The sequence below is a fragment of the Exiguobacterium sp. OS-77 genome (assembly GCF_000414195.2).
In the GTDB taxonomy this organism is placed as follows: domain Bacteria; phylum Bacillota; class Bacilli; order Exiguobacteriales; family Exiguobacteriaceae; genus Exiguobacterium_A; species Exiguobacterium_A indicum.
The window spans coordinates 1,862,924-1,883,280 of sequence record NZ_DF239008.1 but is presented as its reverse complement, the minus strand read 5'-3'; the positions used below and the strand labels follow the sequence as shown (position 1 = coordinate 1,883,280).

Annotated in this window: 24 protein-coding genes; 15 read left to right on the top strand and 9 right to left on the bottom strand. The window is 47.8% G+C overall.

The window, feature by feature from the left end; genetic code table 11:
- Window positions 1–9: 9 nt before the first annotated feature.
- The 6 genes from EXG77_RS09730 to EXG77_RS09705 all read left to right on the top strand — a co-directional run bounded on the left by EXG77_RS09730 (window position 10) and on the right by EXG77_RS09705 (window position 2,575).
- Entirely contained in the window at window positions 10–483 is a 474-nt protein-coding gene (locus EXG77_RS09730) for a GNAT family N-acetyltransferase (protein ID WP_035397922.1), read from the top strand.
- Complete coding sequence (locus EXG77_RS09725) at window positions 480–887, top strand: cytidine deaminase (protein ID WP_035397920.1); 408 nt, start codon at window positions 480–482, stop codon at window positions 885–887. Before EXG77_RS09730 ends, EXG77_RS09725 begins: the two co-directional genes overlap by 4 nt.
- Before the next feature lie 39 nt (window positions 888–926).
- A complete protein-coding gene (locus EXG77_RS09720; protein WP_035397919.1) occupies window positions 927–1,151 on the top strand; it encodes a hypothetical protein in 225 nt (74 codons plus the stop codon).
- Window positions 1,152–1,225: 74 nt separating this feature from the next.
- Window positions 1,226–1,444 (top strand): hypothetical protein, encoded by a 219-nt coding sequence (locus EXG77_RS09715; RefSeq protein WP_035397918.1) that lies wholly within the window; start codon window positions 1,226–1,228, stop codon window positions 1,442–1,444.
- 73 nt (window positions 1,445–1,517) lie between these two features.
- Window positions 1,518–1,994 carry a glutathione peroxidase gene (locus EXG77_RS09710; protein ID WP_035397916.1) on the top strand — a complete coding sequence of 159 codons (477 nt, stop codon included), beginning with the start codon at window positions 1,518–1,520 and terminating at the stop codon, window positions 1,992–1,994.
- 59 nt (window positions 1,995–2,053) lie between these two features.
- Window positions 2,054–2,575, top strand: a complete 522-nt coding sequence (locus tag EXG77_RS09705; RefSeq protein ID WP_035397915.1) for a GNAT family N-acetyltransferase — start codon at window positions 2,054–2,056, stop codon at window positions 2,573–2,575.
- A gap of 83 nt (window positions 2,576–2,658) precedes the next feature.
- On the opposite strand, the gene EXG77_RS09700 is transcribed toward EXG77_RS09705, so the two are convergent.
- Both EXG77_RS09700 and EXG77_RS09695 read right to left on the bottom strand, forming a co-directional pair.
- The gene (locus EXG77_RS09700; protein ID WP_035397911.1) at window positions 2,659–3,120 is read right to left on the bottom strand and encodes a hypothetical protein; all 462 of its coding nucleotides are present in this window, start codon (window positions 3,118–3,120) and stop codon (window positions 2,659–2,661) included.
- 3 nt (window positions 3,121–3,123) lie between these two features.
- A complete protein-coding gene (locus EXG77_RS09695; RefSeq protein ID WP_035397909.1) occupies window positions 3,124–4,035 on the bottom strand; it encodes an EamA family transporter in 912 nt (303 codons plus the stop codon).
- Window positions 4,036–4,191: 156 nt separating this feature from the next.
- Here EXG77_RS09695 and EXG77_RS09690 point away from each other — a divergent pair, with 156 nt between their 5' ends.
- The 7 genes from EXG77_RS09690 (at window position 4,192) to EXG77_RS09660 (ending at window position 10,576) form a co-directional block, all read left to right on the top strand.
- Window positions 4,192–5,145 carry an SMI1/KNR4 family protein gene (locus EXG77_RS09690; RefSeq protein WP_238987939.1) on the top strand — a complete coding sequence of 318 codons (954 nt, stop codon included), beginning with the start codon at window positions 4,192–4,194 and terminating at the stop codon, window positions 5,143–5,145.
- Window positions 5,146–5,227: 82 nt separating this feature from the next.
- Window positions 5,228–5,608: a BsuPI-related putative proteinase inhibitor gene (locus EXG77_RS09685; RefSeq protein WP_145981738.1), complete on the top strand. Its 381-nt coding sequence runs from the start codon at window positions 5,228–5,230 to the stop codon at window positions 5,606–5,608.
- A gap of 386 nt (window positions 5,609–5,994) precedes the next feature.
- A complete protein-coding gene (murQ, locus tag EXG77_RS09680) occupies window positions 5,995–6,879 on the top strand; it encodes an N-acetylmuramic acid 6-phosphate etherase (RefSeq protein ID WP_035397905.1) in 885 nt (294 codons plus the stop codon).
- Window positions 6,880–6,891: 12 nt separating this feature from the next.
- On the top strand, window positions 6,892–8,265 hold the full coding sequence (locus EXG77_RS09675; protein WP_035397903.1) for a PTS transporter subunit EIIC: 1,374 nt from the start codon (window positions 6,892–6,894) through the stop codon (window positions 8,263–8,265).
- An 82-nt stretch (window positions 8,266–8,347) separates the two neighbouring features.
- Window positions 8,348–9,394 carry a DUF871 domain-containing protein gene (locus tag EXG77_RS09670; RefSeq protein ID WP_035397901.1) on the top strand — a complete coding sequence of 349 codons (1,047 nt, stop codon included), beginning with the start codon at window positions 8,348–8,350 and terminating at the stop codon, window positions 9,392–9,394.
- On the top strand, window positions 9,391–9,918 hold the full coding sequence (locus tag EXG77_RS09665; protein WP_035398618.1) for a hypothetical protein: 528 nt from the start codon (window positions 9,391–9,393) through the stop codon (window positions 9,916–9,918). The genes EXG77_RS09670 and EXG77_RS09665 overlap by 4 nt, the downstream gene beginning before the upstream one ends.
- 100 nt (window positions 9,919–10,018) lie before the next feature.
- Window positions 10,019–10,576: a DUF1349 domain-containing protein gene (locus EXG77_RS09660; RefSeq protein ID WP_035397899.1), complete on the top strand. Its 558-nt coding sequence runs from the start codon at window positions 10,019–10,021 to the stop codon at window positions 10,574–10,576.
- A 64-nt stretch (window positions 10,577–10,640) separates the two neighbouring features.
- On the opposite strand, the gene EXG77_RS09655 is transcribed toward EXG77_RS09660, so the two are convergent.
- The 6 genes from EXG77_RS09655 to EXG77_RS09630 form a co-directional block, all read right to left on the bottom strand.
- Window positions 10,641–11,747 (bottom strand): citrate synthase/methylcitrate synthase, encoded by a 1,107-nt coding sequence (locus EXG77_RS09655; RefSeq protein WP_035397897.1) that lies wholly within the window; start codon window positions 11,745–11,747, stop codon window positions 10,641–10,643.
- 361 nt (window positions 11,748–12,108) lie between these two features.
- On the bottom strand, window positions 12,109–12,546 hold the full coding sequence (locus tag EXG77_RS16665; protein WP_370448379.1) for a site-2 protease family protein: 438 nt from the start codon (window positions 12,544–12,546) through the stop codon (window positions 12,109–12,111).
- 170 nt (window positions 12,547–12,716) lie between these two features.
- Window positions 12,717–13,469: an ABC transporter ATP-binding protein gene (locus EXG77_RS09645; RefSeq protein ID WP_035397891.1), complete on the bottom strand. Its 753-nt coding sequence runs from the start codon at window positions 13,467–13,469 to the stop codon at window positions 12,717–12,719.
- A complete protein-coding gene (locus tag EXG77_RS09640; protein ID WP_052017158.1) occupies window positions 13,466–14,527 on the bottom strand; it encodes an iron chelate uptake ABC transporter family permease subunit in 1,062 nt (353 codons plus the stop codon). The genes EXG77_RS09645 and EXG77_RS09640 overlap by 4 nt, the downstream gene beginning before the upstream one ends.
- Window positions 14,524–15,519, bottom strand: a complete 996-nt coding sequence (locus EXG77_RS09635; protein WP_035398616.1) for an ABC transporter permease — start codon at window positions 15,517–15,519, stop codon at window positions 14,524–14,526. The genes EXG77_RS09640 and EXG77_RS09635 overlap by 4 nt, the downstream gene beginning before the upstream one ends.
- Window positions 15,520–15,539: 20 nt before the next feature.
- A complete protein-coding gene (locus EXG77_RS09630) occupies window positions 15,540–16,532 on the bottom strand; it encodes a siderophore ABC transporter substrate-binding protein (protein WP_035397889.1) in 993 nt (330 codons plus the stop codon).
- Between the two features lie 386 nt (window positions 16,533–16,918).
- Between EXG77_RS09630 and EXG77_RS09625 the strand changes: the two genes are divergently transcribed.
- A complete protein-coding gene (locus tag EXG77_RS09625) occupies window positions 16,919–17,875 on the top strand; it encodes a diguanylate cyclase domain-containing protein (RefSeq protein ID WP_035397888.1) in 957 nt (318 codons plus the stop codon).
- A gap of 56 nt (window positions 17,876–17,931) precedes the next feature.
- Here the strand turns inward: EXG77_RS09625 and EXG77_RS09620 are convergent, their stop codons facing one another.
- A complete protein-coding gene (locus tag EXG77_RS09620; protein WP_035397885.1) occupies window positions 17,932–18,489 on the bottom strand; it encodes a hypothetical protein in 558 nt (185 codons plus the stop codon).
- A gap of 255 nt (window positions 18,490–18,744) precedes the next feature.
- On the opposite strand from EXG77_RS09620, the gene nikA reads away from it, so the two are divergent.
- Window positions 18,745–20,355 (top strand): nickel ABC transporter substrate-binding protein, encoded by a 1,611-nt coding sequence (gene nikA, locus EXG77_RS09615; RefSeq protein ID WP_035397883.1) that lies wholly within the window; start codon window positions 18,745–18,747, stop codon window positions 20,353–20,355.
- Window positions 20,356–20,357: the final 2 nt, after the last annotated feature.

The window sequence follows — 20,357 nt, the reverse complement described above, 5'->3', positions numbered from 1 at the left end:
TGAATCCTGATGAGCTATACATTTTCACCGCTGACGCAACGACAGGCGGAACAGATTGCCTACGAGTGGCAATATGACGAGGCGTTTGCATTTTATGATATGCCGAATGACGAAGAAGATTTAGCAGAATTTCTCGATCCAGCAAAGCGGACGGAACATTATTTTGCTGTGTTGGATCGGGAAGAATTGATTGGTTATTATGTATTTGAACCAAACGCAGACATCGTTGACGTCGGGCTTGGCATGCGACCAGACTTGACGGGCCGAGGAAATGGAGTGGCATTTTTAGAAGCCGGTCTTTCGTTCATCATGGACCGATATGCACCTAAACAAATTGAATTAGCTGTCGCGACATTCAACGAGCGGGCGATTCGCCTGTATACGAAAAGTGGCTTCCTTCCCGTCGAACGCTTCCAACAGGCGACGAATGGTGGAAGCTATGAATTTTTGAAGATGCGTTTATCGATAGGAGTGATGTCATGACAATCGAACAACGATTATTCGAGGCGGCGACGGATTTGATCAATAGCAGATATCCAAATGGATGGGGTGGGGCAGCAGCGATGGCGACCGATGACGGTCAAGTTTTGACGAGTGTGGCGCCAGAAGTAGTGAACGCTTCGACCGAGTTATGCATAGAAACCGGAGCGATTCTTGAGGCGCACAAACTCAATTGCCGCATCACGCATACGATGTGTGTCGTTCGGGATGATGAACAAGCACCATTTAAAATCTTGACGCCGTGTGGAGTCTGTCAGGAACGATTGAATTATTTTGGACCGGATGTTCTAGCGGCAGTGACGAACACTGAGCAAACCATTCTGTTTAAATCACTTCAACAGCTTCAACCCTATCACTGGTCTAATGCGTATCCATCTGAAAGGTAATTGTAAGAGGGACAGCTAAATTGAGGAGGAGATGATGTCATGGCACGCTGTACGAATTGTCAGTATAAGTTCAACACAAAAGAACTACTCGCTGTCAGTGTTGCAATACATGGGAAAGGCAAACCATGTCCGAACTGTGGCGTGAAACAATACATGTCCCGAAAGTCGCAATTTTATCTTTCACTCGGGAATATCAGTCTCTTGTTCGTCCTGTTCTTGCCGTTTCTGATTCGGTTGAGCGACCAGGAAGAATCGATGAGGTAAGATGTCGGTTCCCTTCGATTTCATGAAACTTTTTCCTGAATCCACCAGTAAATAAGGAAGAAGGAGATGGTCAGATGGTACATTGTACGAATTGCCAGTATACGTTTAAAACAAAAGAAGTGCTTGCTGTCGGATTTTCGAAACATGGGAAAGCATGTCCGAACTGTGGCGTGAAGCAATACATTTCGAAAGACTCGCAACATTACTTATCGCTCGGATATGTCAGTCTCTTGTTCGTTTTGATCCTACCGTTCGTCATCAAACTGAGCGACAAAGAAGAGACGATTTGGTAAAGCATTACGCGCATGCCTGAAAACGACAGGGTGCGCGTTTTGTCTTATACTCGGGGCAAAGGAGCTGGGAAACATGCAAACCGTATACGATGCAACCGTACAAAACGCAGCGGGCGAGACTGTTTCATTAGGTGACTATGCAGGGCGTGTCCTCGTGATCGTCAACACGGCAAGCAAATGTGGGCTCGTCAAACAACTTGGCGAACTACAGGCATTGTACGATAAATATGACGAGCAAGGAGTCACGGTGCTTGGCTTTCCGTGCGATCAATTCAATCAGCAGGAGTTCGCGAGTCAGGAAGAGACGATGCAGTTCTGTCAGCTGAACTATGGCGTGACGTTTCCGATATTTCAGAAGATCGACGTCAATGGACCAAATGAGCATCCGCTCTATACATTCCTAAAACGCGAACGCTCCGGTCTGCTGTCGTCGAAGATTAAATGGAACTATACGAAGTTTTTAATCGATCGCCAAGGTCGTGTCGTACAGCGGTTCAGTCCGGTCGATTCCGTCCAGTCAGTTGAAAGAACGCTATCTTTGTATTTATAAACCAAATAACCGTCCGGTGTGAATCGTCGGACGGTTACGAATGAATGTGAGAGGTACATATGAAAATCAATTCTATCTCAATCAGAAAGATGCAACATACTGATTATGAAATCATATCTCAATGGTTAAGTACAAAAGAAGTGTTAGAGTTCTATGGAGATATGAACGCACCATTTACGTTGCAACAAGTGATAGATAAATACGAACCGAGAGTAAATGGAGAGATACCTGTCGCTCCATACATCGTAGAGTTAGAGGATGAACCTATTGGATTCATGCAACGTTATTTGATAACGGACGAACAAAAAGAGGCATTTGGATATCCTGCGAATTTTATCATAATTGGAATGGACCAGTTTATTGGTTATCCTGAACTTTTTAATAAAGGTATTGGAACGAAAATGATAAAATTATTCGTTGAAGATATCGCTCGAGGCAAGGAAGTAAATCGAATTATTCTAGATCCTGACGTATCAAATCTTAGAGCGATTAAAGCTTATGAAAAATGTGGGTTTCAGAAAGTTAAAAAAATCAATGAAGATACGTGCTGGATGATGGAGTATACGATTGACCATCCATAATCTGCTCCTATGAATGTTCATAGAAAAGATCCACGAAACGAATATCCGTTTCGTGGATCTTTTGCGTATGAAAATGGTTCAGGTCATTCAACGCTAACCGAATCAAAGGAATGCTTGACGATCGCATCACTGCGCTTATGTCCGAGGTCTGTCAGGACCGGTGGACGGGGGGACAAGACATGAAAATCCTGCTCGAACGCACGAAGCCAGTAATGAACCCAGTCTTTTGTAGGATCGAGATTCATCATTTCATGTGCGAACGTCAGTAGCTTTGAATCGGTCAGCGTCAGAAGTGGAATCGGGTTGATCTCGACATCTTCTTTTAGTTCATAAAGGTCCGGTGAACGAAGCAGAATCGCATCCTCCTCGAAGGTCAATCGGAAGTAATTACAGCTGTAGTCGCCGACGATGACCATCGTCTCCTCCGTATGCCCACGAAAATGAAAAATCAATCGGTTACCAGTTGCGACATCCATCAAGAACTGATTGAGTCCGATGTGATAATCTTCGCAAAATTGTAGTTTCTCAAACGTGATTTCTTGCATGATTTAGCCTCCAGTCCGAGTTTGTCGTTCTTCTGTCAAAACGGTTTGGCGCGCTGCTAGGCGAGACGAACCGATCAATAAGGCGATTCCGAGTAACAATAACGAGATTCCGAACCAAGCCGTACCACTTAATTCTTCACCAAGGACGAACACACCAAGCAAAGCGGCAGTCAGCGGCTCACCGAGCGAGAGCGTGACGGCAGTCGACGATGGTACATTCGATAGTCCTTTCGCGAATAACCAGTAAGCGATTCCAGTCGCAACGACGCCGAGATGGAGGCTGATTCCGGCACCACGTGACGTGAACAACCAGGAGAGGTCGAATAAAAACAGCAGAGGCGACAACAGCAAAGCGCTTGTCGTAAAAATGACGGCAACGACTGACAGCGGTGCGTGTGTCTTGACGAGGTCTCGGCTGACGAACGTGTACCCGGCAAACGATAGTCCGGCACCGAGTGCGAGGACGATCCCGATTGGATCAATCGCAACCGTTCCTTGATTGTTCAAAAGCAACAGACAACCGGTGATCGATAGTGCGGTCGATGCCCACCACAGCAGCGCTGGACGTTTCTTTAGGAACAGCCACTCGATACAACCGGAAAAGATCGGCGCGCTACCGATCGCGACGACAGTACCGACGGCGACACCGGTCATCAATACAGCGGAGAAGAACAGCGGTTGGTAAGCTGCCATGCTGACGGCAGCGAGTAAAAACGTCCGCACCGGCCAGTCGCGTAACGTCAGCGTTCCTTTGAAGAGAACGAGACAGAGTAAGAACAGTCCACCGACAGCCAGACGAACGGCACCAATCGCAATCGGATGTGCATCTTCCGGCGCAAAGGCTTGTGAGGTCCCCGTCGTGCCCCAAAAGATCGCAGCGAGTAATATGAGCAACATCGATGATGATTTAGACATGGGTCACCTCTTCGAATGCAATTTTTTAAAATGATATTAGAACGAGAATACCACAGAACGAATAGGATGGAATACACCAAATAATTGAAAAAATGGTATGGTGTATAGGATGAAGTCGTATCATTCACGAATACGAAAATGAAAAGGATGGGACCCATGAAAGAAATGAACCAAATCGAAGCGGTACTTGACGTCTTATCACAAAAAATCAATCACGGGTCGACCTTCATTCAGCGACGATACGATACAGGAGTCGCTCAATTCAATTTAAATGATCCGGTGACGGAACAGGCGATTCAGTCATTTGAAAAGCAGTTCAAACTAACGTTACCAAGTGAATATAAGACATTCCTTCGTTTACATGACGGAGCAGAATTGTTCATGATTCAAGGTCTCGGTATCGAACTCTATCCACTTGAAAAAGTCATTGAAATGACGATCCAGGCTAAAGAGGACGACCTGATCCATGAAGACTACGATCATTTCTTGATGATTGGCGAAATGAACGAAGGATATGTCTTGATCCAGACGGAAGATGCAAAGACGGATGAGACACCGTATATGCACTGGATGTTTCATGAGTTATCGACAGAGGAGACTGACCCGATTGGACAGAACTTCGGCACGTTCCTCGAGTATGCGATTATTGCGCAAGGCGATATGTTCTGGGAGTTCAAGGACTTCTCGATTGCAACAAATACTTATTATGTAGAGGACTACAATTCCGAAGAAGAAGTGAGCAAACCACGACCGATTCGCTTCGTCGACTCGGTTCGCGTTGAAATCGAGTATCCGATTGCGAAAAGAGATGCGTATTTCTCGGTTAAGATTTTCGAAGGGAAACAAGAAAAAGAACGTCTTGGCAGTAGCTACGACTCGGATTCGCGCTTTGAACAAGTGATGCAATCGGTTCGAGAATATCTAATGGCAGAGCGATTCCAGTATTCGTCAATCATGGTCTTTCAAACGGAGCATCGGTTTTGGCAGAACGAGGACGAGACAGGTGATCCGTTGATTCGTAATCATAATCCGCAACGTCAAGGACTGAGCTTCAATGGATATCGTGCCTTCGTCGAGGAGCCACCACGCCCACTCCCAGGGTGGGAATGATTTAGAAATTCTTCACACAGCACGGAGTTTTACAAATGAAAAATGGTTGTTGATCCTCATGATTCTTTGTTTAAGCGGTTGTATGATCCAACCGCAAAGTGGAAGTGAGACGAATGAGACGTCCTTCACAGGGACTACGAAAGAAGGATTCGTCTTTGAATACAAATTGACGAACACAGGAGACCATGCATTTGATGTCGTTGCGCGTTCTGGACATTTGTTGAATGTCGTCGTTCGTGAGAGCAAGTCGAGGACTGTCGTCTTCGATTCAAGAAAACAACAGATTAAAACAAGACAACAAAAGAAACGTGTCAAAGCATCAGAAACCGTCGTTCTCAAACAAACGGTACAAGGCGAGACAATCGAGCCGGGTACATACGATATCGAATATCTCGTTGAGGAGAAAGAACAGTACAGCGACAGTTCTAGTTCAGTAGAGAGTATGGAAGAGAAATTAAAATGATTTACGCCTCTGGTGAACGACTTCTTTAATAAATATCTTAAAGCCTCATACAGGTTTCAGTACGAATGATGTTATGAGTAACATGAGACGTACAAAAGTGGTCCATGTGAAGCTGGTTTTCGTCTGTTAGGCATCTAACGGGTGAAAATCAGCTTTTTATTCACTAATGATACTATGCGACGATTCGACGGGAGCGAATGTCTGCGTTACTGGACTTTGCGGATGAGGAAATTACGACAAGCAGGAAATCAAGAGACCGAGCCTGAAAAAGAAGGACAAAACCTTATTTTTATATATAGAAATTTAATTTCAAAATTAAATAAATAATGTTGAATTAAAATTTCTTAATTGTATAATAAAGGGAGGGAAGAGAAAGGGTGAAGCAGATGTTAGATCAATTAGCAACGGAACGTCGGAATGAACAGACGATGCAACTCGATGAGATGACAGTCGAGGATGTCTTACGGGTGATGAACGCTGAGGATCAAACGGTCGCGACGGTCATTCGGGAACAAATTCCCGTCATCGCGGAAGTTGTCAAGCATGTCATTGCGTCATTCAAAAACGGAGGACGCTTGATTTACATCGGTGCTGGTACGAGCGGGCGGCTCGGGATTCTCGATGCGGCAGAATGTGTGCCGACGTTCGGGGTTTCACCAGACATGGTCGTCGGATTGATTGCTGGCGGCGAACGCGCGTTGATCAAAGCGGTCGAGGGAGCAGAGGATAGTCGGACGCTTGCCGTCGACGATTTAAAAGGGCTCCAGCTAGAAGCACGTGATACGGTCATCGGGATTGCAGCAAGCGGTCGGACGCCGTATGTCATCGGCGGGCTTGATTACGCGAAGGAAGTCGGAGCGGTGACGGCAGCGATTTCTTGCAACACGGATGCGGTCATCAGTGGGCACGCGCGTTATGCAATCGAAGTCGAAACAGGTCCGGAAGTCTTGACGGGATCAACAAGACTAAAGGCTGGAACGGCACAAAAGCTCGTCTTGAACATGATTTCGACGGCGGCGATGATCGGTGTCGGCAAGGTCTATCAAAATCTGATGGTCGACGTCCAGTCGACGAACGAGAAACTGGAGATCCGGGCGAAGCGGATGATTAGTGAGGCAACAGGAGTCGACGCTGTAACGGCGGAGCGTGTCTTTAGTGAAGCGCACGGTCACGTCAAGACGGCAATCGTCATGATTCTCGCGAATGTTTCGTATACAGAAGCCGTCGAACGATTACAACAAGCAAACGGATTCGTCCGAGACGCACTCTAAGGGGGAAACACGATGAAGAAGGAAGAAGTGCTGGCACACGCGATTCTCGAGCACGTCGGTGGAAAAGATAATCTCCGGCAGCTTGCGCACTGTATGACGCGGGTTCGTTTATCGTTAAAGGATCCGACGCAAGCAAATATCGATGCGTTAAAGCGGATTGACGGCGTCATGGGGGTCATTGATGACGAGACGTTACAAATCGTCGTCGGTCCGGGAACGGTCAATCGGGTAGCCGACCACTTAAGTCGCGAGACGGGACTCGCAATCGGGGAAGAGTCCGTTGATCCAAATCTGACGCCAGAAGAACGGGCCGCCGTCGAACGGCAAAAAGTGAAAGCAAAACAACAGTCTCCGTTCAAACGCTTCTTGCGCCGAATCGGGAACATCTTCATCCCGCTTATTCCGGGTCTTGTTGCTTCCGGTATCATCAACGGTGGTGCGAACTTCGCGAAAAATGCGGGTGTCGATGCAACACAGACATGGATGCAGATTTTACTCTTGATCGGTGGGACGGTCTTTGCATATCTCGCAATCCTTGTCGGTTGGAATACGGCGAAGGAGTTCGGCGGAACACCGGTGCTCGGGGCGATTGCCGGTGGGATTCTATTCAACCCCGTGCTAGCGGACATCACGATTTACGGGGAACCGCTCGTTCCAGGCAGGGGCGGATTGTTTGGTGTCATCTTCGCTGCGTGGTTGATGACGTATCTTGAGAAACACATCCGTCGCTTCATGTTCGCATCGATCGATATTATCTTTACGCCACTGTTTACGGTGCTGATTGTCGGATTCGCCTCGCTCTATGCGATCATGCCGGTTGCTGGACTGTTGTCAGACGGCATCATGAAGGCAATCAATGCCGTGCTTGAGGTCGGTGGACCACTCGCCGGAGCCGTGCTGGCTGGCTTCTTCCTACCACTCGTCATGGTCGGTCTCCACCATGGATTGACACCAATCCATCTTGAGTTCTTGAACACGATTGGTAACACACCACTCTTACCGATTCTTGCGATGGCAGGAGCGGGTCAAGTCGGAGCGGCAATGGCGATTTTCGTCAAGACGCGCAATCCGCGCCTGCGTAACATCATCAAAGGGGCGATTCCGGTCGGATTCCTCGGAATCGGTGAACCGTTGTTATACGGTGTTACGTTGCCGCTCGGTCGTCCGTTCGTAACGGCATGTCTCGGCGCAGCAGTCGGTGGTGCCTTCCAAGCAACGATGAAGACGACGGCACTTGGAGTCGGCGTATCCGGGTTATCATTGACACCGTTGATCGACAACGGAATGTACTTGACGTACATCGGTGGTCTCGTCATCTCGTACGCGGCAGGATTCCTGTTCACGTACTGGTTCGGTTTCAAAGAAGAGATGGCAGACGGTATTTAAGGAGTGGACCAGCAGTTGAATCCTTCCCAAAAGAAGGAATCAGCTGCTTTTTCTCTAAGTAGAGAAGTGAAGGAGTGAGTCGATGAAAGGATTATCAATCTATTTAAGTGAACCGATCACAGACGAGACGAGCGAGTGGCTACAGCGGATGCGTGTTGTTGGCTTTACGTCGCTCTTTACATCGCTGCATATTCCCGAAGACGATTCTTCACTGTACGTCGAACGCTTGCAAGCGCTCGGTCGTTTAGCACGTGAGCTCGGTTTCGAACTCGTGGCGGACATCGCACCAGCGTCGCTCGCGACGCTTGGCAAGACATGGGAGACGGCAGCGACGTTAACGGACTGGGGTGTGACGGGACTCCGTCTTGATTACGGCATCAGTCCGCAGCAAATCGCGACGTTATCGAACCAAATGATGGTTGCGCTGAACGCCAGTACGTTAACAGCAGATGAATTAACCGAGATGAAGGCACAGGGTCTGCGAATCGATCACACGGAAGCGTGGCATAATTTTTATCCGCGACCGGAAACGGGACTCGACCGGACGTGGTTTGACGAAAAGAATGCCTGGTTGCAGGCGCAAGGATTGCGCGTCCAAGCGTTCATACCGGGTGACGAGACACTCCGAGGACCGTTGTTTGAGACGTTACCGACACTTGAAGAACACCGGCATGCGGCACCATTCGCCAGTTACATCGATTTACAATCGACCGTTGACCGAATCCTTGTCGGAGATCCACGATTGTCGGAGGCAACGATCCGGCAATTTGAAGCAGAGAAAACCGGAGTCATCGTACTGCGGGCAGTAGCGAACGGACGACAGATACAACGAGAGACGGAAACGAATCGGTTTGATCCAGCGCGGGATGTCATTCGGTCCGTCGAGTCGCGGATGAATCCGTCGACGATCGATCTGACACCGCAAGATCCGTCTGCCCGTCCGCTTGGAACGATCACGATCGATAATGAAAAATACGGGCGATACGCGGGCGAGGTTCAAATTACGAAACATAATCTACCAGCTAATGAGCGAGTCAACGTCCTCGGACGCGTGATCGAGGCAGATCAACCATTGATCGCACAGATTGGTCCAGGAAGCAAGTTCCGCATCGAATGGGTGACGCCATGAAGCGGCTTGTTGCGGAACGACTCGCCTATCTGTACCGTGGAGAATTGTTCACGGTGATTACGATTTTACCGCTGAGTTGGGTTGGCAATCGTGTCTTTCCACGACTGCAGTTATTTGAACTGAGTGCCTTTTGGATGTCACTATTTTTGTTCGAACTGCTACTGATTCAAGGAGCTTGGTATTGGTACAGCAAGTCAAGGCGTCTGAAGAAAGAAGGGACGTCGATCACCCCGAAACCCGTCGTTCGACGATTACGCCATTGTCGTATCATTAATCTGGGGCTGATCGTCCTGACAGCATGTGCATTCGGACTCGATTGGATTCGCTTTCAATCCGATTTTCCAGTGTACGGGTTACGAATCACGTTGTTTTTGTATGTCTTTGCCATTCTTGAATACATTAATTATTTCCATATCCAACTGATGTACGATAACCGGTCGGATGTGCAATACTTAATACAGAATAGACGTTTGAAACGATCAGCTTTATATAAGGATATGCAACGACTTCGTCCAGTCGTCTAAGGGTTCATCGAAAATAGGAGGGATTGTATGCTCGATATGCTCATTCGTGGCTATCGAAAGTTACGGAAGTTAAGAGGGCGATAAAAGGAGGGTGTTATGAATGAAATGGCTCAATCGACCGACACGTATCAAGGAGGAAACACCGTTACGTTTCGTGACGGATCCGGATACGGATTTTTGGCGCAATACCCATTATCAGTTTAACCGTCTGACAGGTCATGCGTTGTTGCAGGATGCTCCGGACGGGGAATACAATTGCCGAATCGAAGTAAAATTAAACCCGAATGCGACATATGATCAAGCGGGGATTTTGCTTTATGTGAACGACGATCACTGGGTGAAAGTGTCGGCTGAATTCATTCCGGATGGTCCGTCACATCTCGGTGCCGTCGTGACGAGCTTCGGTTACTCGGATTGGTCGTGTCGGGACGTCGATAATACGCTGTTTGATGCACCGCTGGTCTTTGAACTCCATTACCTCAATCAAGACGTCACGTTGTATCACGTGACAGGAGAGCACAAAGAGCAGCTTCGCATCGCACACTTACATGACGTGACGGATTTGAAGATTGGACCGTATGCGTGTAGTCCGGATGTAGAAGCGGCAGGGTGTGAAGTGGAAGTACTAGATTTCTCATTAGAGACAATCGTTAAATAAAACGCCATAGCAAATGGACCGATGTCAGGCATCGGTCCATTTTTTGATCGTATCTAGAGACTGATTAAAACTTAGCTGCTTGTTCCGGCATCTGTCCTGTATAGGACGATTGTGGTCTGAAGATCCGGTTATCTTGCGATTGTTCGAGGATGTGTGCCGTCCAGCCGATGATACGGCTAGAGGTGAACGTCGGTGTGAACAGTTCTTTCGGAATGTCGAGTCCTTTTAGGACGGCTGCCGCGAAGAATTCAACATTTGTATACAGTTTTCTACCCGGTTTGTATTCTTCGAGTAAATCGATCGCCGTTTGCTCCATTTGTGTAATCAGGTTGAACCAATCGCTCTCTTGCGCGAGATCTTTTGAGACGACTTTTAAGGCTTCTGAACGCGGATCGCGTGTTTTGTAGACCCGGTGACCAAAGCCCATCAGTTTTTCGCCTTTTTCTAACTTGTTTCGGATCCACGGTTCGATGTTGTCGATCGTTCCGATCTCATCAATCATCTCAATGACTTCTGACGGAGCGCCACCATGAAGCGGTCCTTTCATGGAACCAATCGCGGCACAGACGCCAGAAATCATTTCCGATTCCGTCGAGACGACGACACGGGAAGCGAACGTTGAAGCATTCATACCGTGTTCAATCGTTAGGATCAGATACGCCGTCAGCGCTTTGATCTCAACTTCACTCGGCAATTGTCCTTTGATCATATAGATATAATTCGCGACATGATCGAGTTCCGGATTCGGTTCGATGAAGTCAGCGCCTTGATTTTTTTGATATTTATAGGCAATGATCGTTGGCAAGAGTGCTGTTAGATGCATCGCTTGATCGATTGTCGGTGGCCAAGCGAAAGCGGGTGTACCGAGTGCTGAGATTGCTGTTCGCATCGTACTCATGACATCCATCTCGTTCGGCAATGTATCGAGAATCGTCTTAATATAAGAAGGAAGTTCACGATAGCTCGTCATCTGTTCCTTGAATGTGACCAGTTCCGCTTCAGTCGGGAATTCACCATTCCAGATGAAATACGCGACTTCTTCAAACGAATAAGATAATGCGAGTTCCTTTGCCCAGTGTCCGCGATAAATAAGGTGACCTAACGTTCCATCGACTAAACCGATTTGTGTTTCAGCGGCAATGACGCCTTCGAGTCCTTTTTTGTATTCCATCTTCAACACTCCTTTTCTATTACCTACAGTCAGTATGACGTACGTTACCACTAAATCACCAGTAATTTGAATGCGTTTACAAAATTATTCTGAGGAGTGGTATAAACTAAGGTATGTGGGAGTCATCAGTTTATGCCGAATGTTACATCTTTTTTCAATAAATCTAATATTTCTTGAGACGCTTGGATTTTCTATAGTTTCTCATACCTTAACGTAACTATATGTGTACATACTATCTTTTATCAAAATGCATATCGCAATCCAAGGTATGTTTTAGATGTACTCATTAAAAAAAGACTAGGACATCTACACAGTCCCAGTCTCTTTATATAAAATGTGAAGAGATCACACTCCTAATTCATTATGCATGATCTCTTCGTTTAAATAGATAGATCAGTTGTAATCCATCGCTTGGAAATCCACTAATTAAACGAAGTGGTAATAGATTGAAAATGACGAATATAGCGGACATACGTACGAAAGCTTGTAGGATGTATTGTATTGTCTCATTATGCAATAGAAAAAGGATCAGACTCCCGATCACAACACAAATGAAGTTAAACATTACACCACCTAGATAATAAAAAGATTTTTGCGTGCGATTTAACGTACTGATAGGACCGCCCGGAGTATATAACCCTTCCCAAATGTACTTTCTAGAAATAAAGAAATGTCCCAGTTGAAAAAATGGTTTTCCTTTTCCTAATGCAATGGATTTAATCGGAATACCATAACATCGTGCAGCGAACGCATGACCATACTCATGAATAATCAAACAAGGGAAATAGAAGAGAAACATGATGAAGTTGTAGAGTAAAACATCCATATTCAGTCATCCTTTCATAAACTCATGTTACAAAATATGGATGATGGTTTCAAGAGGAGAGTATATACGAAAATGAGCAAACGACACCACTGTGTGACGTTTGCTCATTGATTTAAAAAGATATTAGGTACTCGCTATCAGCATCAATAGACGGCAATCGGACCGTATGGACCTTCGATGATCTCAAGTCGTGTCTCGAAAATCTCGGATAATAGCGCTTCATCCATGACTTCGGCGACCGTTCCGAAAGCGGCAATTTGTCCGTCCTTCATCGCACAAATGTGATCGGCATATTTCGCGGCAAAATTGATATCGTGTAAGACGGTGATGATCGTCCGTCCGAACGTATCAGCGACGTGTCGCAGGTACCCCATCATCTGGACCGAGCGGGCGATATCGAGGTTATTGAGGGGTTCGTCGAGTAGAATGTATTCTGTTTCCTGACAGAGTACCATCGCGACATACGCCCGTTGCCGCTGTCCACCCGATAATTCATCGAGGTAACGGTTCTCAAGCGACGTCAACTCGAGAAAATCGATGTATTTCGATATGATCGTCTCATCGTCAGCCGTCAAGCGACCTTTCGAGTAGGGGAAACGTCCGAAGCCGACGAGCTGCCGGACCGTCAGCCGGGTCACGAAATGATTTTCCTGTCGCAGGATGGTGATGATTTTCGCTAAGTCTTTCGATTTGCTACTTGTCACATCCATTCCGGCGACTTCGATCTGCCCGGCATCAAGATCAAGCAGGCGTCCGATCATCATCAACGTCGTCGACTTGCCAGCGCCGTTTGGACCGATCAACGCCGTGAATCCGCCTTTTGGAATCGACAGATCAATCGGACCAATCTGGACATCGTCCGTATACGATTTTTTAACGTGTTCGAGTGATATCATAGGGACCTCTTTCTAAGCAACACGATAAGGAAAATCAGCCCGCCGAACAGTTCAATGATGACGGAGACGACGCTTGGCGTGTTGAAAATGTGATACATGAAGAAATAAGCACTCGTCAAAACGAAGAAACCAATTGCGAATGCCATCGGGAAAACGTATTTATGATCGTACGTCGCAGCGACCTGATAACTGAGTGTCGCCACTAAGAAACCGAAGAACGTCAACGGTCCAATCAATGCCGTCGACATCGACATCAGGAGTGAAATCAAAATCAAGAAGTAGATGACACTGCCGCGATGATTGACGCCGAACGATGTCGCGACCTCTTTTCCGAGCGCGACGACATTGAGTCGTCCGGACGAAAAGTAGAGCAGCAGACCAACGACGAGGACGACTGGAATGACGATCGGGAAATAAGCCGCGTCGGCATTCGTGACCGAACCGAATAATCGCGCTTGTAAGATATCGAACTCGGACGGATCGAGCATCTTCCGCATGAATGACGACAGTGAGTTCAGACCAGTGCCGAGAATGATTCCGATGAGCAACATCAGTTGCAAGTTCGCGTACTTACCAGACAACAACCATCCGTATAACAAGAGACTCATCGCGAGCATGACAGCGACCTGTGTCAAAAAGGCACTCGTGCCCGTAAAGCCGACGAGTGCTCCCGCACCGAAGAAGAAGATCATCGATGTCTGGATCGTCGAGTAGAGAGCGTCAAAACCGAGTAGGGACGGTGTGATGATCCGGTTATGCGTGACGGAGTGAAAGGCGACAGTCGCGAGACTTTGACAGATTGCCGCGATCGCCATCGTGATGACGGCGGTGATCCGGCGTTCGACGACCGGCCAAAAGGACGGAGAATCAAACGGAACCGGATTATTGTAGAGCAAGAGACCAATCGTACTGAGCACTCCGCCGCAGAGGAACAGGACGAGGAGGATCCAGTAACGGCGCTCGAGTCGTTTCGATTGAAACGCAGACGCCCGGCGATTGGTTTCACGTGTAACGTTCGGTTGAGGGCGTATACGTTGTTGTTTGATTGCGGTACTCATCTGACACCTCCAGTCTTCCGTCGACGTAACAGAATGATGATAAAGACGGCTGCTCCGACGGTTCCGAGAATCAAAGAAACCGGGAGCTCGAACGGTCGGATGATCGTGCGCGAGATTAGATCGCTGATCAGAATCGTTGCCATCCCAATCAGACAGACCCATGGCAGATTACTGCGGAGATCGTCACCGCGAAACATCGAGACGATGTTCGGAACGATCAAACCGAGGAACGGCAGATTACCGATGACGGTCGCGACGACGCCAACGGATAAGGCGATTAGCCCGGTCGCAATCAGCATCAGTCGATTGTAGTTGACACCGAGACTCGTCGCAATGTCCTCCCCGAGTCCAACGAGCGTCAAGCGACTCGCGAGAAAGAAGATGCAGACCGTGACACCGATGATGATCCAGAGGTATTCGTAGCGACCGATTTGGACGGACGCGAACGAACCGACGAACCAGCCTTCGATCGCTTGGCTGGCACGGAAGAACAACCCGAGGAACGTCGAAATCGCGGAGATGACGGCTCCGAGCATCAGACCGATGATTGGAACGATCAACGATGACCGCAATCGGACCGAACGGAGAAACCAGAAGAAGACCATCGTCCCGATGAACGCAAACACGATGGCTCCGGTCATCCGCATCAACAAGGACGGTGCCGGAACGAGTAAGTAAACGGCTAACAGTCCGAGTCCCGCCCATTCGATCGTTCCCGTCGTCGTCGGTTCAACGAGCCGATTTTGCGTGATCAGTTGCATGACGAGTCCAGCCATTGCCATCGCAGCACCGGTCAGCATCAAGGCAAGCGTTCGCGGAACACGTGTGATCCAGAACATATCGAAATCGTTCGCGGCACTCCGTAGTTCGTAGACACCCGTGAAGAGAGACGCGGTCGCGAGCGCTAAAACTAGACATAAGGTCAAGACGAACGGCTTCGTCCAAACGACAGAAAAGGAAGGTCGAGCGGGTGGCTCAACTCTTCCATTCATTTGTTGCTGTGCGTGTGCCATTACTTCTCGAGCGCTTTCGCGATGTCAGTGAAGAATTCCGAGTACGTCTGAATCGATTCATTCAAGTATGTATCTTTCGGTGCGTAGACGATGTTGTCGTCTTTGATTGCTTTTGTTTTCTGCAGGGCAGGCGCACGGTCGATGACATCTTGCGCCGGTACGGCACCTTCTGCGTTTCCAAGTGGTGCGTCACGATCAAGGACGAGTAACCAGTCCGGGTTACTTTGAGCGATCGCTTCGACCGAGACTTCATCCCCTTGGTCGTTGCCCGATTTTTGTTTGACTTCGAGGGCCGGTTTCCAGTCGAACAAATCATACATCGGTCCGAAGACACGTCCACTCATCGGAGCCGAGAAACCGATATCACCGCCTGAGACGATGACCGACATGATGCTGTCCTGTCCGTTATATGATTTTTTAACATCTTTGATCGATTGCTCGAGCGTCGTCACGAGCTGATCCGCTTCTTGTTTTTTATCAAAGATTTGTCCGAGTGTCTCAGTCGTATCTTCAAGTCCCTTTACGAGTAACTCACCTGGTGTACCGGAGTCTTCCGGTAACGCGATGTCAAGGTCGATGACAGCAGCGTTCGGAACGAGTTTTTTAATGTCTTCATAATGATCAGCGAAACGTTGCCCGACGATGACGACGTCCGGATTAACACCAGCGATTGCTTCGAGATTCGGTTCGAAGTGCATGCCGACATCGACGATATCTTTATCTTTCGCATACGGTGACTCAGCCGGGAGCAGTCCGACTGGTGCTGCTGCGAGTTCGACGTCCCACGCGGCAAGCGTCTCGAACGTCCGGTTGTCGAGTGCCACGACTTTTTTCGGATCAACCGGGACGTTGACTGTTCCGTGTGCGTCCTTGATTTTGACCGTCTTTGGTGCCTCGGCGTTTTTCTTCGTGTCTGCTTCTCCTGCGTTCCCGCATGCTGCCAGTAAGACAGCAAGCGAACTCACGACGAGTGGTGTTTTCCATTTCCCCATGATGATTCAGCTCCTCTTGTTTGATTTGATAAACATGGATCACGAATTGAGGAACAGATGAATTATGTATATCGACGTGATTAATCTGTTCTCAATAAGTGATAATGATTATCATTGTCATGTTCAACGAGAATGATAGCAGACGATTTTGGAAGACGCAACGCTAATTTCCAGCCAAATGGCTGTCTGAATTTTTACCTTCTATAAACTATACGAAAATAAAAAAATGATAATCTTTCTCATTTAGGACTGGAAGTAGGAACATTGGACGCTTTTGACGAAAAGAGGTTTAGGTGACTGAAAAAAGAGAAAGTGGTAATAAATGTAACCTTTTCGTTTTTTAAATCAGAGACGCTACAGAAGATGACTTCGAAATGAGGTGCTGTATGAATCAACCATTTGAAGACTTGAAGATGTATCAAAATTTTGATGAGCTCGCAGATGATGTCCTCGATTTCGCAAAAGAGATTCTACCGGACCAGATGCTGTATTTATCAGCGATCGAAGCAGGGCAACAACGGATGTTGAAAATCGCGAACGATAAAGCGGATATCCCGATGGTGGAAGGCATGCAGCTTGAATTGAACCAATCGTTATGTAAACTGATTGATTTCGAGACGAAACAGCCGGTCGTCCTCGAAGATATTCCGAACGCGGAACAACTCGGCGACTGGCGAAAAGGTCTGGAGGAGGCTCACGTTCGGTCCTATTTAGGTATTCCGATCGTCTTAACGAGCGGTGAGACGTTCGGAACGTTATGTGCGATCAATAATCGAGTCAGCTTGTATGAACAGAAGAATGTTCAGCTATTGCAACGCATCGTCCGGTTGTTTTTGTACTACTTGGAGCTCGAGCGTCATGCTTGGAAAGACGCGTTGACAGGACTGCATAATCGACGGTACTTAACGAAACAGTTCGAGGAGCATCTCGGGCAGACAGGAGCCGTCTTCTTCATTGATTTAGATGGCTTTAAGCAGGTCAACGACGTTTATGGACACGAGACGGGGGACATCGTCCTGCAAGAAGTCGCACAACGCTTGCGACAATTCGTACGTGAACAGGATGATGCGATAGCCGTGCGACTAGGAGGCGATGAGTTCATTCTGCATTTTGGACATGCTGATTCGAGGGAAGGCTGGGAACGACTTGCGGAGCAGATCGTCACCGCGTTAAGTGAGTGGAAAACGGACTACCGGGTGTCGACGAGCATCGGGATCGTGATGTATGACGGTGAGTACCGTCCAGAGTTGCAAGCCTTGTTACAACAGGCAGATGCCGCGCTATATGCCGCTAAGTCGTTAGGAAAGAATACGTATCAGTTCTATGAGTTGGCGAAGAAATGAAAGAAATAAAAAATGACCTGACGCTTCTGAATCTTCTCAGAAACATTCAGGTCTTTTTAGTTGCCATGAAGACGATAGACGATCCGAATGATGTCCTTTTTCGGAAGATCAGGGTACTTGAGACATAACTGTTCGACACATGTCACGGGATCGACATCTTCTAACAAGCGGATGGCTTCTTGGACGATTGGCTCATGTTGTGCGCTGTCTTCAGAAGACGAAGCAGTCGAATCGCTCGATTGATGAATCAGGTAAAACAATACCGTATGTACAGATACCAGCACGACTTTTGTCGCGAGAGAAATCGTGATCGACGCAACGTAGAGGTCCATCCAAAGTAAGACGCTCAAACTGACGGAACCGTTCACGACAGCAAACAGTATGTTCGAGAAACGACGCTTGAACAGTCCGCCAAGCGCACGCATCATCCCGTCGAAGACGACGCTGACGACCAGGCTAGCGAGATAGAAACATACGAGAAACACTAGACAACCAACGAACGAGTCGTAGGACACATCTCCGACGTATAAAATCAGTCCATCGATCATCAGTAAAGGGAGCACTAAGAGCAGACTGAGCAAAACAAGCGAGACGGAGGAAACCAGTCGTGACATCCTATCATCCTTTCCGTGCAATTGATTTCGTTAGACAAGAAATGCAGCATACAAACTAGGATACCGTTTAACACAGTTGATTACAATTATTTACAAACAAGAGACGTACACAGAATGTTACTCAGTTAAGCGTGGAAATCCTGTCAAAAAGCGCCTGTACGTCCAGTTAACATCTAGATTATCCATTGACAATCCTTCCCTTTCCCTCATACAATTGAAAATGATTATCAATACAAGTTGGGAGTTCTGCCTACCATGAACGTTAACCGTAAAAAATTACTGATTTCTACCGTCTCGATCCTGTCTTTGACATCTTTATTGATCGGCTGCTCGAACCCGGGTGAGTCGACAGGAGAGCGAAAAGATAAAGATACATTGACGCTCGCGTGGCCACGCGACGTCGGAACGATGAACCCGCACGTTTATAACCCATCACAACTGTTCGCACAGTCAATGATCTATGAACCACTCGTCCACTACGGAGAAGGTGGAAAGCTCGAGCCATACTTAGCCTCGTCTTGGAAGATTTCTGAAGACGGAAAAACGTATACGTTCACGCTCCGTGACGGCATCAAGTTCTCGGACGGTTCGACGTTCGACGCAGCGATCGTCAAAAAGAACTTTGACGCGATCCTCAAACAAAAAGCCTTACATAGCTGGCTTGGCTTCATCACGAAAATCGAGAAGACGGAAGCTGTTGATGCGAAGACGTTCCGCCTGACATTATCCGAAGCCTATTACCCGACGATCCAAGAGCTCGCGGTCGTTCGCCCGGTCCGTTTCCTAGGAGAAGCGGGATTCCCGGAAAACGGCGATACGTCGAAGGGTGTCAAAAAGGAAGTCGGGACAGGTCCGTGGATGCTCGACGAATACAAACCGGATCAGTATGCGACGTTTAAGGTCAATAAGAACTACTGGGGTCCAAAACCGAACATCGATCACATCAAGGTCGACATCATCCCGGATGCGGAAACGCGTGTCTTAGCACTCGAAAAAGGACAGGTTGATCTGATTTACGGTGAAGGGGCGATCAGCATCGATGCCTTCAACCAGTTGAAGACGGATAAATCCTACAAGACAGAGATGTCCGAACCAGTCGCGACGCGTCTTCTCGTCTTGAATACGAAAAATAAGCGTCTGTCTGACGAACGCGTCCGCCAGGCGCTCCAGCACGGGTTTGATAAAGCCGCTCTCGTCGAAGGGATCACGTCGGGAATAGAAGCACCAGCTGACTACCTGTTGCCACCGAACATGCCGTACACGTCGAACCTAAAAGTGAAGCAACGAGATTATGACGTCAAGGAAGCGAATCGTCTCCTAGATGAAGCAGGTTGGAAACTGCCGAAGGGTGAAACGATCCGCGTCAAGGATGGTCAACCGCTGCAAATCGGGATGATGTATGATGCGGCCGAGCAGGTCCAAAAGGCGATGGCCGAAACGTTGCAGTCGGAATGGTCGAAAATCGGCGTCGAGCTGAAGACGGAAGCTGTCGAATTACCGGATCAAGTCCAGCGCTTCAAGGACAACCGATTTGACATCAACTTCTACAGCAACTTCGGTGCACCGTATGATCCGCATACGTTCGTGAACCTGATTGATACGGATGGCTTCGGCTTCAAAGAAGCGATTTCGGCTTATCCGAATAAAGAACAACTGTTGCAAGAGATCAAAGATGTTTTGAAGACGACAGACGAGACGAAGCGTCAGAAGATGTACGCCGACATTCTGCCATCACTCCAAGATCAAGGGGCATTGATTCCGATTTCGTACTTGAAGAAGATGGCGGTCTATCAGTCGGACGTGACGAACTTCCAGTTCCCGGCGAACCGGGATGAGAGTCCATTTGCCCGAATCGGAATTAAGTAAAG